The following is a 14,317-nucleotide window of genomic DNA, read 5'->3' as shown; positions in this document are numbered from 1 at the left end:
TCCGCCCCAGTGTCCGTGTCCGCTCGTGCGGTGCGTGTCACCCGTAAGGGAAGTCGCCGAAGCGGCCCCGCAACCCCTAAGCTCTCGATGTTTCTGTTGCTTACAAAGGGGGATGCATGAAGGTCTCGAAAACCGGTGCGGGAATCGTCTTCGCGACGATCATCGCCGGACTGCTGGGGGTGACTCCGGCGATCGCATCGGAGGAGCCGACGCCGCACTCGACGTCGACTCCGTCGGGACCATCTGCTCCGGATGCCCACATGGGCGACTATTCCGCCTCCCGGTTCGTCGATCAGGCGGCTCAACTCCCCGATGACCTGGTCTCCGCCGTGCAGCGCGACCTCGGGGTCACGCCGGAGCAGTATCTGGCCACCGCCGCCGCGACGGTCGACGCGGGACAGGTGATCTCCGACCTCACGGGCGACGGCGTCCACGTTTCCGATGCCAGGCTCGACGGCACGCAGCTCGTCGTCGACGTCGCCACGAAGCAGGACGTCGCCTCCGTGACGTCGCGCGGGGCGGACGCCGTCGTCGGCAGCGGCGCCGGTCGTGAGGTCTTCAGCGGCAAGAAGTTCACCGCGCTCGCCGACCTCGTCAACGGCACCGGATGGGCGTTCGTCGACGGTCCGTACTGGGACCTCTGCTCGATCGGCTTCAACGGCTTCTCGGTCTCCACGGGAGCCTCGCAGTTCGCCACCGCCGGCCATTGCCTGCGCACGGCGAGCAATCAGTCCTCCCCGCTCCCGACTCCGTTCATGCTCACCCAGCCGACCGCGGGATCGACCTCTCTGCGGGCAGGTTCTCCGATCGGCTCGATGATCGACGCCAGCTTCGAATTCGGGGGCGGCTACGACTCCGGACTCGTGGCCGTCACGAACAAGGCGCTCACCCCGAAGCCGCGCGTCGCCACGTGGGGCGGCGGCAAGGGCGCTCAGACCGCAGGCTCGCCCGTGGCCGTCTACGGGCAGACCTCTGCCGTCGCCGGCACGCTGTTCTGCAAGTCGGGACGTACGACAGGGTGGACGTGCGGCAAGGTGACCGACGTCGATCAGTACGTCGACGTCTACGACGACAACGACGTCGCGCACACGGTGAACGCGTACATCACCACCGCCTGCGCTCTGCCCGGCGACAGTGGCGGATCGGCGATGGCCGGCAACTACGCGATCGGTGTGCTGTCGGCGAGCGATGCACCGAATGGCACGAAGTCCTGCAGCTCGGCGATCCACTCCGCATTCTTCCCGATCATCGGGCAGTACGAGAGCATCGCCGATCAGCAGCCCGACTGGGAGCTCGCGGTCTCTTTGAGCACCCCGACGGTCTTCGACCCGTCCGGCGTCGTGTTCACCGGACACGGCCTGCAGGGAACTTTGCCGAACGGCATCCCCGGAGACACCGTCTACCTGTACCTCGACGGCGCGTCCTCTCCGACATCGCAGGTGGCCATCGCAAAGGGCAGCACGGCGTTCAGCCTGCCCCTGACGGGCGCCGCGCGCGGCAAGCACACGTATCGCGTCGTCGCCGGCTGGGGCGTGCGCAGCCGTTCCACGGCCGTCACCGGCACCGTCACCATCGCCGCGACGCCGGCGGTGGACCGGATCGCCGCCGCCGACAGGTACAGCGAAGCGGTCGCGATCGCGAACGCCGGCTACCCGACGACGGCTGACGTGGTCTACGTCGCGAGCGGCGAGACGTTCCCGGATGCTCTGAGTGCCGCCCCTGCAGCGGCAGCGGGCAAGGGACCGCTCCTCCTGACGGCCAAGAGCACCCTGCCGGCGAGCGTCAAGGCGAAGATCGCCACCCTCTCACCGGCGAAGATCGTGATCGTCGGCGGCACCGGTTCGGTCTCCGCCGCGGTCGAGAAGACGCTCAGCGCGATCGCTCCCGTCAAGCGGTACGCCGGTGCCGACCGCTACGCCGCCTCCCGCGGCCTGGTCGACGGGGTCTTCGGCAAGACGGGGGTTCCGACCCTGTACCTCGCCACCGGCTCCAACTTCCCGGATGCGCTGTCCGCCGGCGCCGCAGCGGGTTCGACGGGCTCCGCCGTCCTTCTCGTCAATGGCGCCAAGCCGACGCTCGACGCCGCCACGCTGGCGCTCATCACGAAACTGCACCCGGCCGCCATCCGGATCGCCGGAGGCGCCGGATCGGTGTCGGCGGGCATCGAGAAATCGCTCGCGGGCAAAGCGGCTTCGGTGAAACGGCTCGGAGGCGCAGACCGCTATGCGGCATCGCAGACGATCAACACCGATGCGTTCCCGGCAGCGTCGAAGGTCTACGTCGCCAGCGGTGTCGTGTTCCCGGACGCCCTCGCCGGTGCAGTGCTCGCGGCCAAGGGCGCGGCGCCGCTGTACGTCAGCCAGACGAACTGCCTGTCCGCCGGGATCATCGCGGGAATCGCCCGCCTCGGTGTCGGTTCCGTGACCCTGCTGGGCGGGACCGGTTCGCTGACGGCCCGGGTGCAGTCGCTGACCTCCTGCACCTCGTAGCCCAGGACTGACCGCATCGGCGGCCCGGGATCGCACTCGCGCGGTCCCGGGCCGCCGCGGTTAGGCTGTCGAGCACCGGTACACCCGCTGCCGCACCTGGGGGTCACGAGATGACGCCGTCGACACCGCTCTGGGCGCCGTACTACGCCGCGCCGCTCATCCAGAGCGTCCGCCGTTTCTGGAGGAAGTACGCCCGCTTCGACGGGCGCGCGAGCCGGAGCGAGTACTGGTGGTGGGCGCTCGCGAACGCGGTCGTCGTCGGGGCCATCTATCTGGTGATGCTGCTCGGCGGCCTGGCCGGCTCCACGACGGATGCAGAGGGCCGCTACCGGGCGGGCCCCGGCCTGGCGGTGGGCGTCGTGCTGCTCGTGCTGTGGGGGCTTGCGACGCTGGTGCCGAGCATCGCGTTGCACGCACGGCGGCTGCACGATGTCGACCTCAGCGCCTGGCTGCTGCTGCTCGTGCTCGTGCCCAGCCTCGGCGCCCTGGCCATCTTCGTGATGACACTGCTCCCGCCGAACCCCAGAGGTGCGCGATTCGACCGGCCCGACGACGAGGTCCCCGGCTATGCAGCGGATACGACGGGAGCGCAGCCGACGCCTCGTGAGTACGGCTGGCCCGAGTATCCGCTGCCGTACGCGAGCCCGGCCGGCGGTCAGCCCCTCTATGCCGAGCCGCGCACTCGGCCGGCGCCGCCGGCCGACCCTGATCCCGACGCCGACGCACCCTGACCCCGAACGCAGAGAACGGCCCCCGCTGCGCATCGCGGCGGGGGCCGTTCTCTGTACGGGTCGTGCCTCAGGCGACGGCGCCGATGGCGAAGCTCACGGCTCCGTCGGCGTCCACCTGAGCATCGAGCACCTTGTCGTCCAGTGCGACGGCTGCGCTCGGCTCGAGGAACAGCCGGGCTCCCGACACCTCCACGACCTGGTCGGCCGGCTCGGGGATCGGCGCCACGGCGGCGGCGAAGGCGGTGCTCTGCGGGTTGCTGCTCGCGATGCGCAGACCGGCGTCCTCCGTCTCGGTGTTCTGACCGGTGAGGGTCTTGACGATCGTGCTGGCGTTTTCAGTCAGGGTGAGCATGTGCTCTCCTTCCAGTTGCGGTCCAGAACGCCCTACGTTCCCGCGACCGGCGGAATGCATCAAGTGCTTCGCGGCGATTGCCAGGAACCACTCAAGAACCTCGGGATGCGCCGTGCCGGCGCTGTTCGACGACCTCCCCGGGCGCTGTGAATACATAGACACTGCGACCCAGCGCCCGCAGAATGGGGACGTGTCCACCACCGACCCCGCAGCCGCTGCGCACGCCGCCGACCACGATCACACGGGCGGTTCGCACGATGCCGGCCACGACTGCTGCGCGCCGTCCCGCCAGGGGCTGACGCTCGGCGCACGCCCCATCTCCGGGACCCTGACGGTCAGTGCGACCGCCGTGGCCGGCCACGACATCCCGCAGGCGCGCATCCCGGCGCAGACCTTCGCGATGGGCGACCGGCACGGTGACGACCGGTGGGGCGACGGCGAGACGCCCGTGCATCCGGTGACGCTGGCGGCGTTCTCGATCGACACCACCAGCGTCACGAACGCGGCGTTCGCGCGCTTCGTCGACGCCACCGGGTATCGCACGGAGGCCGAGACGTTCGGATACTCGGCCGTGTTCCACCTCGCGCTCGCCGCCGACGACGAGGACATCCTCGGCCAGCCGCCTCAGACGCCGTGGTGGCTCGGGGTCGCCGGATCGGACTGGCGGCATCCGGGCGGGCGTCACTCGTCGATCGACGGCCTGGACGAGCATCCGGCGGTGCACCTCAGCTGGAACGACGCGCAGGCGTACTGCGCGTGGGCCGGCCGGCGGCTGCCGACGGAGGCGGAGTGGGAGTGCGCGTCGCGGGGTGGGCTCGACGGCGCCCGCTACCCGTGGGGCGATGAGCGCGGCGGGCTCGAGACGGCGTCCGCTACGGCTGCGGCAGACCCGTGGCGCACGAACATCTGGCAGGGCGACTTCCCCGGGGTCAACACGACGGCCGACGGATTCTTGACCACCGCGCCCGTGCACACCTTCGAGCCGAACGCGTACGGACTGTGGCAGACCGTGGGCAACGTCTGGGAGTGGTGCGCGGACTGGTACGACGCGGGCTACTACGCGGTGTCCAGCCCGGCGGATCCGACGGGCCCGGCCGAGGGCACCCAGCGCGTGATGCGCGGCGGCTCGTTCCTCTGCCACGACTCGTACTGCAACCGCTACCGCAACGCCGCGCGCTCGTCGAACACGCCCGACTCCTCGATGGCGAACACCGGCTTCCGCACGGTCGCCCTCTGAGCCTGGCCCGGCGCGCCGGGTTGTCGCGCCTGGCGCCGGGGGCGCTAGCCGCCGACGGCGGCGAGGAACTCCCGGTTGAACGCGGGCAGGTCGTCCGGCTTGCGCGAGGAGACGAGGGGGAACGCGCCGTCGTCGACCACGACCTCCTGGTCGACCCACTCGGCGCCCGCGTTGCGGTAGTCGGTCTGCAGGCTGGGCCAGCTGGTGAGCGTGCGGCCGTCGACGATGCCTGCCTCGATCAGCACCCATCCGCCGTGGCAGATCACCCCGATCGGCTTGCCCGCACCGGCGAAGGCCTTGAGCAGGGCCACCGCCTCAGGCTGGGTGCGCACCTCGTCGCCGTTCGCGACACCTCCGGGAAGCATGACCGCGTCGTAGTCGTCGGCGGATGCCTCGGCGAGCGTCACATTCACCGGGAACGTGTCCGCCTTGTCCAGGTGGTTGAACGCCTGCACGATGCCCGCCTCCGCCGAGATCAGCTTCGGCGTGCCGCCGGCATCGGTGACCGCCTTCCACGGCTCCACCAGCTCGGCCTGCTCGATTCCCTCTGCAGCCACCACGAATGCGATCGTCTTTCCTTCGAGAGTCATCCGACTCCTCCTTCTGCTCGTCTGGGACGTCATCCGGGACGTCATCCGGGACGTCGTCCTGGGTCGTCACACCATCCGTACGCCTTCAGCGCGCGAGAATGAACCCATGGCGCTCATTCCCGAGATCCCCCTGATCCCCCTGAACGACGGCAACCGCATCCCGCAGCTCGGCTACGGCGTGTACAAGATCCCCGAATCCGAGACGCCGGATGCCGTGCTCACCGCCCTCGACGCCGGATTCCGCCACATCGACACGGCCGCCTTCTACGACAATGAGCGCGGGGTCGGCGAGGGCATCCGGCGCAGCGGGATCGACCGCGACGAGATCTTCGTCACGACCAAGGTCTGGTGGGACCGGAACGGCTACGACAGCACGCTCCGCTCGTTCGACGAAAGTCTGGAGCGGCTCGGTTTCGAGACGGTCGACCTGTTCCTGATCCACTGGCCGGCGCCGAAGCACGACAAGTACGTGGACACCTGGAGGGCGCTCGAGCGCATCCGGGCGGAAGGGCGGGCGCGGTCGATCGGCGTCGCGAACTTCCACATCCACCACCTCGAGCGTCTGGCCAGGGAGACGGAGACCGTTCCCGCGGTGAACCAGGTGGAGCTGCACCCGTGGCTGCCGCAGAGCGACGTGCGCGCCTACGACGCGTCGCACGGGATCGTGACCGAGGCGTGGTCGCCGCTCGCGCGCGGACGCATCCTCGGCAATGAGCCGCTCGAGGCGCTGGCGCGCAAGCATGGCGTGACGCCGGCGCAGATCGTGATCCGCTGGCAGCTCCAGCTCGGCAACGTGGTCATCCCGAAGTCGGTCACTCCGGAGCGCATCCGCCAGAACCTCGACGTCTTCGGGTTCGAGCTCGACGCCGACGACCTCGCCGTGATCGCCGCGCTCGAGACGGGCGAGCGCACCGGCAAAGACCCCGACGACCTCGGCTGAGCGCCCCGCCGCTCCCGCCCCGCTGGGCCAGCCCATTCACTCGAGTCGGGGATTAATCACGCTCAGACGTCCCTGAGCGTGATCAATCCCCGAGTCGATCCTGGGCGGTAGGCAGTGCAGCCGCTCGGCGGCGTGAGCGCGAGCCGAGCTCGGCCGACACATCCACGATCGCCAACACGACCACGGCCGCCGCCACGCTTGCGACGGCCGGCAGCGTGAGCGCCGCGAACCCCAGCGCGACCGGCAACGCGATCGCCACCACGGCCCAGCGCAGCACCACTGGCCAGGGGTCGCCGAAGCGCCGGGAGATCACCGCGTTGGCGATGAAGAACAGTGCGATGCCGCCGCCCAGTGACGCCGCGGAAACCGGCGGCAGCGGCGCATCCGGATGCGCGATCGCGATGGACAGCGCCCCGGCGATCACCGTGACCCCCGACACCAGCAAGAACGGGAGGAAGGCAACCGTGTCCCGGATCGCGCGGAAGTCTCCGGCCGCCCGCAACCGCGTGAGGCCGGCGACCATCGCGTCCGCCCCGTAGAGGAAGAACGACCAGGCCAGCAACGACGCGATCAGCAGCGAGAGGAACGCCGTGATCCCCGACGCGACCGTCCACGCGAGGTCGAGGGCAGTGACGACCGACAGCACCGATTCGCCGAGCACGATGATCACCAGCAGGCCGAACCGCTCGGAGAGATGCTCCACGTTGAGGCGCTCGAGGGCGCCGCCCGACCACGACGACATGCTGCCGACGAGAAGGCCGACCTCGAGCACGATCGCGACGCCCCAGAGCACGAACGACGCGGGCGCAGGCAGCCAGACCGACACGAGCCAGAGCAGAGCGGTCACGCCGTTGTACACGAACACGCGCACACGGGATGCCGTGCCGGACCACCAGGACCGGCGGACCCAGAGCGCCAGCAGCACGAGCCGCAGCACGGCGTTCCCCGCCGCGAACAGCCACGCACGGTCGCCTGTCGCCTCCGGCGCCGCCACGGCGATCGCTCCCACCGCGAACATCGAGATGAGCATCACGATCGCGAGTGTGCGCCGGGTCAGCTCCGGCATCACATTGACGGCGAACGTCAGGTTCACCCACGACCACCACACGGACGCGAACAGGGCGAAGAACAGTGCGAGCGCACCCCAGGTCGGCTCGTGGCTGAGCTGATGAGCGAGCTGTCCGACGAGCGCGACGAAGATCAGGTCGAAGAACAGCTCCATCCAGTGCACCCGCGACGGGTCCCGGTCGGTCACTGCACCTCCGTTCGTCACGTCAGCACGCGCATCCGACGCGGCGGCTACTCGCCGGTCGGGTGCGCTCCCACCGCATCCACCAGCCACGCGTACGAGAACGCGCGCTCGCGCCACGCGGAGTAGCGACCGGAGACGCCGCCGTGCCCGGCCGCCATCTCGATCTTCAGCAGCGCATCCGCCCCGACCTCGCGCAGCCGCGCCACCCACTTCGCCGGCTCGACGTAGAGAACGCGGGTGTCGTTGAGGCTGGTGACCGCCAGGATGCGCGGGTAGTGCGTCTGGTGCACGTTCTCGAGCGGCGAGTACGACTTCATGTACGCGTAGACCTCGGCGTCGTGCAGCGGGTCGCCCCACTCGTCCCACTCGGTCACCGTCAGCGGCAGCGACGGGTCCAGGATGCTCGTCAGAGGGTCGACGAACGGAACCTCGGCCAGGATTCCCGAGAAGTAGCGCGGCGCGAGGTTCGCGACGGCGCCCATCAGGAGGCCGCCGGCGCTCCCGCCCTGGGCGGCGAGGCGGTCTGGGGCCGTCCATCCGGTGTCGATCAGATGGCGGGCGCTCTCGACGAAGTCGGTGAACGTGTTCTTCTTGTGCAGCTTCTTGCCGTTCTCGTACCAGAGCCGGCCGAGCTCGCCGCCGCCGCGCACGTGGGCGATGGCGAAGACGATGCCGCGGTCGAGCAGGCTGAGGCGCGGGATGCCGAACGACGGGTCCATGCTCGCCTCGTACGAGCCGTACCCGTAGAGCACGAGCGGCGCCGGCTCGCCGGGGGTCACGAGGTCGCGGCGGTAGACGAGCGAGATCGGGATGCGCGTCCCGTCCTTGGCCGTCGCCCATTCGCGCTTCTGCTCGAACAGGCTGGGATCGAAGTCGCCCAGCACGGCCTGCTGCTTCCGCTTGCGGAGCTCGCGGGTGCGCACGTCGTAGTCGTAGACGGTCGAAGGGGTCACGAAGCTGCCGTAGCCGAGCCGCAGCGTCGGCTGCGTCCACTCCGGGTTGCCGCCGGCGCCGACGGTGAAGACCTCCTCGTCGAAGTGCAGCTCGTGCAGGGTGTCGTCGTCCGAACCGTTCTCGGGGAGGCAGGCGACGGCGATGCGGGTGAGGCCCTCGCGGCGGTACTCGACGGCGACGAAGTCGCGGAACGCGTCGACGCTCTCGAGCCGCACGGCCGGGTTGTGAGGGAGCAGGACGCGCCGATGGCCCTGCGGGTCTTCGGCGGCGACGCTGATGAGCTCGAAGTTGATCGCGTCGGCGTTGTGCACGATGAGCAGACGGTCGCGGCCGTCGACGACGGCGTGCTCGACCTCGTACTCGACGCCGTCCACCCGCGGCCAGACGACGGTGAAGTCGCCGGTCGGGTCGTCCGACGAGAGCAGCCAGGTCTCGCTCGTGATGTTGGAGCCCGCCTCGATCATCAGGAACCGGCGGCTGCGGGTGAGGCCGACGCCGACGAAGTACCGCTCATCGGGTTCGTGGAAGACGAGCGTGTCCGTGGAGGCGTCGTCGCCGTTCGCCGGGCCGACGCCCACCGGATGCCGCCACACGGTGTCCGGGCGCCACGCGTCGTCCACCGTCGTGTAGAACACGAAAGCTCCGGTCTGGTCGAAGAGGGCACCGGCGCTCGTGCCCGTGATCTCGTCGGGGAACTCCGCGCCGTCGTCGACGAGGGAGCGGATGCGGATCGTGTAGCGCTCGTCGCCCTCGGTGTCGACCGCCCAGAGCAGGCGGGTGCCGTCCGCGCTCACGTCGAAACTGCCGAGCGAGTAGAAGTCGTGGCCCTTCGCCTCGACGTTGTCGTCGAGCAGGATCTGCTCGCCGGGAAGCCCGTTGCGCTGCGCGTCCTCGTCGAGCGCCGGCGGCTCCCAGTCGTCGGGGTCGGCGATCGGGGCGCGGCAATGCACGCCGTACTGCTTCCCCTCGACCGTGCGGGTGTAATACCACCACTCGCCCTCGCGGGTGGGCACGCTCAGGTCGGTCTCCCGGGTGCGGTCCTTGATCTCTTCGAAGATCTGCTCCCGCAGCAGAGACAGGTGATCGGTGCGCGCGTTGGTGTACGCGTTCTCCTCGTGCAGGTGGGCGGTGACCGTCGGATCGTCCTTCTCGCGCAGCCACTCGTAGTCGTCGATGTACACGTCGCCGTGGTGGAGGCGTTCGGTCGGTCGCTTGGGTGTCGTGGGCGGCGTGAGCATGCTCACAGGCTACCGGCCCCATTCCCGCCCGGCAGTGGCGAGGGCGGATCGAGTTGCGCGCGGAGGGCGACGAGAGCCGTGTGGATGCGGTCGAAGTCGGCGGGTGCGGCGAGAGAGCGGCGTGCGTCGCGCAGGGCGGCGCCGACACCCGCGCGCGAGCGCGGGGCGGGGGAGTCCAGGGCCGCGGGCAGCGAGGCGGCGACCCGGATGCAGTCGATCGGATGTGCAGGCCGGGACGGGTGAGCGGTCGCGCGCCCGAGGCCCCTCCGGAGCATCCGGTGCGCGCTCTGCGTCGGCGCCAGCTGCTCGAGCCGGTCGATCGCGGCGCGGAAGGCGGCGATCCGTTCGGCGCGGCTGGGGGCATCCGGATCGTCGGAGGACGGGGCGAGCACCCCCGTGAGGGCGAGCAGCGCGTCGGCGAGACGGCGGCGCACGACGTCGGAGCTCCGCACGGGCAGGATGAACCAGCTCGCTGCGATGCCGATCAGTGCGCCGACCACGATCGCGAGCATCCGTTCGGCGAGCATCCAGCCGAGCGACGCCGGGGCCGCCGGGGTGGTGCCGAGGACTCCCTGCAGCAGGGTGAGCACCAGTGTGATCGTCAGCGCCCAGAAGGCGTAGCTGACGTCGCGCAGCCACGATCCGACGAACAGGGCGGCGAAGATCACGACGACCGCACCGAAGCCCGTCGGCTCGACCACGAACGAGAGGGCCACCGCGACGACGGTCCCAGCGAGCGCGCCCGCGACCCTCTGTCCGCTCTTGTAGACGACGTCGCCGCGCCCGCGGTTGCCGGAGCACACGATGAACGCGGTCAGCACGGTCCACATCGCGTGCTCGGGGAAGGCGAGCCATCCGACGACGAAGGCCGCCGACAGGGCCGCCGCCATCTGCAGGGCCATCCGGGTGCTGGCGGGAAGCGGGGTGCGCACGGACCCGTCGGCCGGCCGGGCTCGCTCAGCCTTCTGCAGTCCCTCGGCCCGCGCGGGTGGCGCCGGCGGGGATGCGGCACTCACGACACCGAGCAGCATCCCGAGTTCGCGGGAGAGCGCCACCCACGCGATCGCGACGACCGACGCCGCGACCAGCAGCGCCAGATCGAGCCACGGGTCCCCTGTCTTCGGCGCCGCTCCCGGCGCCACCAGCATGGCGACGAAGGGGAGCGTGATCAGCGTCCCGAGGCGCGATGCGCGCTCGCCGAAGCGCCGCATCCAGATCGGGATGGACATCCCGAGCACGAAGGCGACCGCACCCGCGACGGGAACGGCGACCAGCAGCCAGCCGACGCCCGCGGCGACCAGCCCGACAGCGGGAAGCGCGGCCGACGACCTGGCGAACTCGCCGCGGGAGCCGAAGGTGCGCCGCGACAGGGTCAACGCGATCACGGTTGCGAGCACCGCCGTCGACGAACCGGCGCCGACCCAGACGGCGATCCACCACATGGTGGCGCAGGCGGCCGCGGCGGCACCCACGCTGAGGGCGGCGCGCAGAGCAGCCGGAGCGAGCGCGGAGACCATACGCATGTGATGACCGTTTCGACGCGAACGAGTGGGAGACATTAAGCATTCTCGGGCATCTTCCGTATGGTGAGTGGATGACCGACAAGTGGTGGCAGTCAGCCGTCGTCTATCAGATCTATCCGCGCAGCTTCGCCGACTCGAACGGCGACGGGATCGGCGACCTCCGCGGAGTCATCGACCACCTCGACCACCTCGTCGCTCTCGGCGTCGACGTGCTCTGGCTCTCGCCGATCTACGCGAGCCCGCACGACGACAACGGCTACGACATCAGCGATTACCAGGCGATCGACCCGCTGTTCGGCACGTTCGAGGACTTCGACGAGCTGCTCGCGGGACTGCACGAGCGCGGCATCAAGCTCGTGATGGATCTCGTCGTGAACCACACCTCCGACGAGCATCCGTGGTTCGTGGAGTCGGCCTCGTCTCCCGACAGCCCCAAGCGCGACTGGTACTGGTGGCGCCCGCCGCGCGACGGCAAGACGCCGGGGGAGCACAGCGCCGAGCCGAACAACTGGGCGTCGTTCTTCTCCGGCTCGGCCTGGCAGCTCGACCCGGCCAGCGGCGAGTACTACCTGCATCTCTTCTCGCGCAAGCAGCCCGACCTCAACTGGGAGAACCCGGAGGTGCGCGACGCCGTCTACGCGATGATGAACTGGTGGCTGGACCGTGGGGTCGACGGGTTCCGGATGGATGTCATCAACCTCATCTCCAAGGTCACCAGCCTGCCCGACGGTGTCGTGGCTCCGGGGGCCCTGTACGGCGACGGTTACCCGTACTACGGGCAGGGTCCGCGCATCCACGAGTTCCTGCACGAGATGCACGAGCGCGTGTTCGCCGGGCGCGAGGACCGCTTCCTCACCGTCGGCGAGATGCCCGGAGTCACGATCGACGAGGCGCAGCTGTTCACCGATCCGGCTCGGGACGAGCTCGACATGGTGTTCCAGTTCGAGCACGTCGACCTTGACCACGGCCCCGGCGGCAAGTGGGACCACCGCGACGCCACGGTGCTCGACCTCAAGGAGTCCTTCGGCAAGTGGCAGCGCGGCCTCGCCGACGCCGGCTGGAACAGCCTCTACTGGAACAACCACGACCAGCCCCGGGTGGTCAGCCGGTTCGGCGACGACACGGTCTACTGGCGCGAGTCGGCCACGGCGCTCGCGACGGTGCTGCACCTGCAGCGGGGGACGCCGTACGTGTACCAGGGCGAGGAACTCGGGATGACCAACGTGCCGTTCCAGGGCATCGAGGACTTCCGCGACATCGAGTCGCTGAACTACTACGCCGAGGCCGTCGACGTTCTCGGGGCGTCGCCCGCCGATGTTCTGGCGGCGCTCCGCCGCACCAGCCGCGACAACGCCCGCACGCCGGTGCAGTGGTCGTCGGCCCCGAACGCCGGCTTCAGCGCCGCGACCCCGTGGATCGAAGCCAACCCGAACTACACGCGCATCAACGCTGCAGCCGAGCGCGACGATCCGAACTCCGTGTTCGCGTACTACCGGCAGCTCATCGACCTGCGGCACCGCGAGAACGTGGTCGCGCGCGGATCGTTCGAGCTGGTGCTGGCCGAGCACCCGCAGATCTTCGCGTACACGCGCACGCTCGAAGGCCGCCGGATGCTCGTGCTCGTGAATCTCACGGGCGAAGTCGCTGAGTACGAGCCGGATGCGCTGGCGGGCGCCTCTGCGCCGGCGGTTGACGTGCGGCCGGATCCCGGGAGCTGGAGCGAGGCCGAGTTCGTGCTCGGGAATCTGCCGGACGGCTCCCGCGCGGCCGACGGGCGGCTTGCCCCGTGGCAGGCGCTCGTGCTCGTGCGCACCGACTGACGAGGCCGCCCGGCGCGCGCGGCGCTCCACCTGCCCCTTGCCGAACGTCGCGCGCGGTGGTCTCATTGTGCGCACGGCGATGGTCGGTGCCGGGGCGGTGAGGAGATCGCACGATGAGCAGCTATGTTGCGCGGGCCGAGACGGATGTGCTGGCGCCCCGCGCGAAGGTGTGGCGGGTGCTGACCAGCAATGGCTCGCATCCGGAGATCATGTTCGGCGCCGAGATCGTCTCCGACTGGCGTATCGGAAGCCGCATCGTGTGGCGCGGGGAGTGGCAGGGCACGGCGTTCGAGGATCACGGGGTGGTCATCGAACTGCAGGAGCCCTCGCGGATCGTGCTCACGCACTTCAGCCCGATGAGCGGCGAGCCGGATGTGCCCGAGAACTATCACACGCTCCGATTCGAGCTCGATGAGACGTCGAAGGGTACGCACATCACGTTGGACCAGGACAACAATCCGACGCTGGAGGCGGCGAAGCACTCGCGCGCGAACTGGGCGCAGATGCTCGAGGGCGTGAAGGCGGTGTGCGAACGCCGCTGACGGCGCGGCGTGCAGCCGCACGCGGCCGCTGACTCAGTCGGCGAAGGCCTCGCGCACGAAGGCGTCGATGAACACGTCGAAGGCGGCGACGGTGCGCGCGTGATCGCCGGTGATCAGGTACCCGAAGTGCAGCCCGGAGACGGTGTCGGTGAGCCAGGTCGCCAGCACGCGAGACCGCGCCGGGTCGACGCCGTGCCGCTGCAACCAGCGGTCGACGGTGTCGAGCCACTCCGCGAACGAGGTGGTGATGCGCTTGCCGATGTCGGGGTCGATCGGTTCCAGCGCGCCGGCCTCGAACTGCAGGCGCAGCCCGGTGCGATTGGCGTCGCGCAGGGAATGCCGGAAGGCCTCGGCGTACCAGGCGGCGAACTGCTCCTGGTCGAATTCGGCGACGTCGACGCCCGTGATCGTCTCACCGTGCTGTCGCACGCCCTCTTCGAGGATGGCGTCGATCATCTCCTGGCGGGAGCCGAAGTGGTACACGAACGAGTAGGTGCTGACGCCGAGCGCACTCGCCAGACTGCGGAAGGTCATCCGTGACAGGGGCTCCGTCGCGACATGTTCCATGATGCGGCCGAGCAACTCGGGTTTGCGGTTCGGATCAGGTATGCGTCCCACCTCACCACAATAGGCGAGAGACCTTCCGCGA

Annotated in this window: 12 protein-coding genes; 6 read left to right on the top strand and 6 right to left on the bottom strand. The window is 69.8% G+C overall.

Annotated features, from left to right (window positions below):
* Window positions 1-116: 116 nt before the first annotated feature.
* A complete protein-coding gene (locus AC1DB1_RS02065) occupies window positions 117-2,489 on the top strand; it encodes a cell wall-binding repeat-containing protein (protein WP_477199599.1) in 2,373 nt (790 codons plus the stop codon).
* A gap of 110 nt (window positions 2,490-2,599) precedes the next feature.
* The gene (locus tag AC1DB1_RS02060) at window positions 2,600-3,220 is read left to right on the top strand and encodes a DUF805 domain-containing protein (RefSeq protein ID WP_477199598.1); all 621 of its coding nucleotides are present in this window, start codon (window positions 2,600-2,602) and stop codon (window positions 3,218-3,220) included.
* Between the two features lie 67 nt (window positions 3,221-3,287).
* Here the strand turns inward: AC1DB1_RS02060 and AC1DB1_RS02055 are convergent, their stop codons facing one another.
* The gene (locus AC1DB1_RS02055) at window positions 3,288-3,572 is read right to left on the bottom strand and encodes a Fe-S cluster assembly protein HesB (protein WP_477199597.1); all 285 of its coding nucleotides are present in this window, start codon (window positions 3,570-3,572) and stop codon (window positions 3,288-3,290) included.
* 295 nt (window positions 3,573-3,867) lie between these two features.
* On the opposite strand from AC1DB1_RS02055, the gene AC1DB1_RS02050 reads away from it, so the two are divergent.
* The gene (locus AC1DB1_RS02050) at window positions 3,868-4,809 is read left to right on the top strand and encodes a formylglycine-generating enzyme family protein (protein WP_477200074.1); all 942 of its coding nucleotides are present in this window, start codon (window positions 3,868-3,870) and stop codon (window positions 4,807-4,809) included.
* Between the two features lie 44 nt (window positions 4,810-4,853).
* Here AC1DB1_RS02050 and AC1DB1_RS02045 read toward each other — a convergent pair whose 3' ends face one another.
* A complete protein-coding gene (locus AC1DB1_RS02045; protein WP_477199596.1) occupies window positions 4,854-5,399 on the bottom strand; it encodes a type 1 glutamine amidotransferase domain-containing protein in 546 nt (181 codons plus the stop codon).
* Window positions 5,400-5,505: 106 nt separating this feature from the next.
* Between AC1DB1_RS02045 and AC1DB1_RS02040 the strand changes: the two genes are divergently transcribed.
* Entirely contained in the window at window positions 5,506-6,339 is an 834-nt protein-coding gene (locus AC1DB1_RS02040) for an aldo/keto reductase (protein WP_477199595.1), read from the top strand.
* A gap of 82 nt (window positions 6,340-6,421) precedes the next feature.
* Here the strand turns inward: AC1DB1_RS02040 and AC1DB1_RS02035 are convergent, their stop codons facing one another.
* The 3 genes from AC1DB1_RS02035 to AC1DB1_RS02025 are packed head-to-tail and all read right to left on the bottom strand — an operon-like array spanning window position 6,422 to window position 11,306.
* The gene (locus tag AC1DB1_RS02035; protein WP_477199594.1) at window positions 6,422-7,594 is read right to left on the bottom strand and encodes a low temperature requirement protein A; all 1,173 of its coding nucleotides are present in this window, start codon (window positions 7,592-7,594) and stop codon (window positions 6,422-6,424) included.
* A gap of 44 nt (window positions 7,595-7,638) precedes the next feature.
* Entirely contained in the window at window positions 7,639-9,783 is a 2,145-nt protein-coding gene (locus AC1DB1_RS02030) for a S9 family peptidase (RefSeq protein WP_477199593.1), read from the bottom strand.
* A 2-nt stretch (window positions 9,784-9,785) separates the two neighbouring features.
* Window positions 9,786-11,306: an FUSC family protein gene (locus AC1DB1_RS02025; RefSeq protein WP_477199592.1), complete on the bottom strand. Its 1,521-nt coding sequence runs from the start codon at window positions 11,304-11,306 to the stop codon at window positions 9,786-9,788.
* Between the two features lie 71 nt (window positions 11,307-11,377).
* Here AC1DB1_RS02025 and AC1DB1_RS02020 point away from each other — a divergent pair, with 71 nt between their 5' ends.
* Window positions 11,378-13,126: a glycoside hydrolase family 13 protein gene (locus AC1DB1_RS02020; protein ID WP_477199591.1), complete on the top strand. Its 1,749-nt coding sequence runs from the start codon at window positions 11,378-11,380 to the stop codon at window positions 13,124-13,126.
* 113 nt (window positions 13,127-13,239) lie between these two features.
* Complete coding sequence (locus AC1DB1_RS02015; protein WP_271176984.1) at window positions 13,240-13,668, top strand: SRPBCC family protein; 429 nt, start codon at window positions 13,240-13,242, stop codon at window positions 13,666-13,668.
* Between the two features lie 33 nt (window positions 13,669-13,701).
* On the opposite strand, the gene AC1DB1_RS02010 is transcribed toward AC1DB1_RS02015, so the two are convergent.
* Window positions 13,702-14,286 carry a TetR/AcrR family transcriptional regulator gene (locus AC1DB1_RS02010; protein ID WP_477199590.1) on the bottom strand — a complete coding sequence of 195 codons (585 nt, stop codon included), beginning with the start codon at window positions 14,284-14,286 and terminating at the stop codon, window positions 13,702-13,704.
* Window positions 14,287-14,317: the final 31 nt, after the last annotated feature.

The organism is Leifsonia sp. 10N434, from assembly GCF_056394405.1.
The sequence above is the reverse complement of the archived record's forward strand: the minus strand, read 5'-3'. Positions and strand labels throughout refer to the sequence as shown.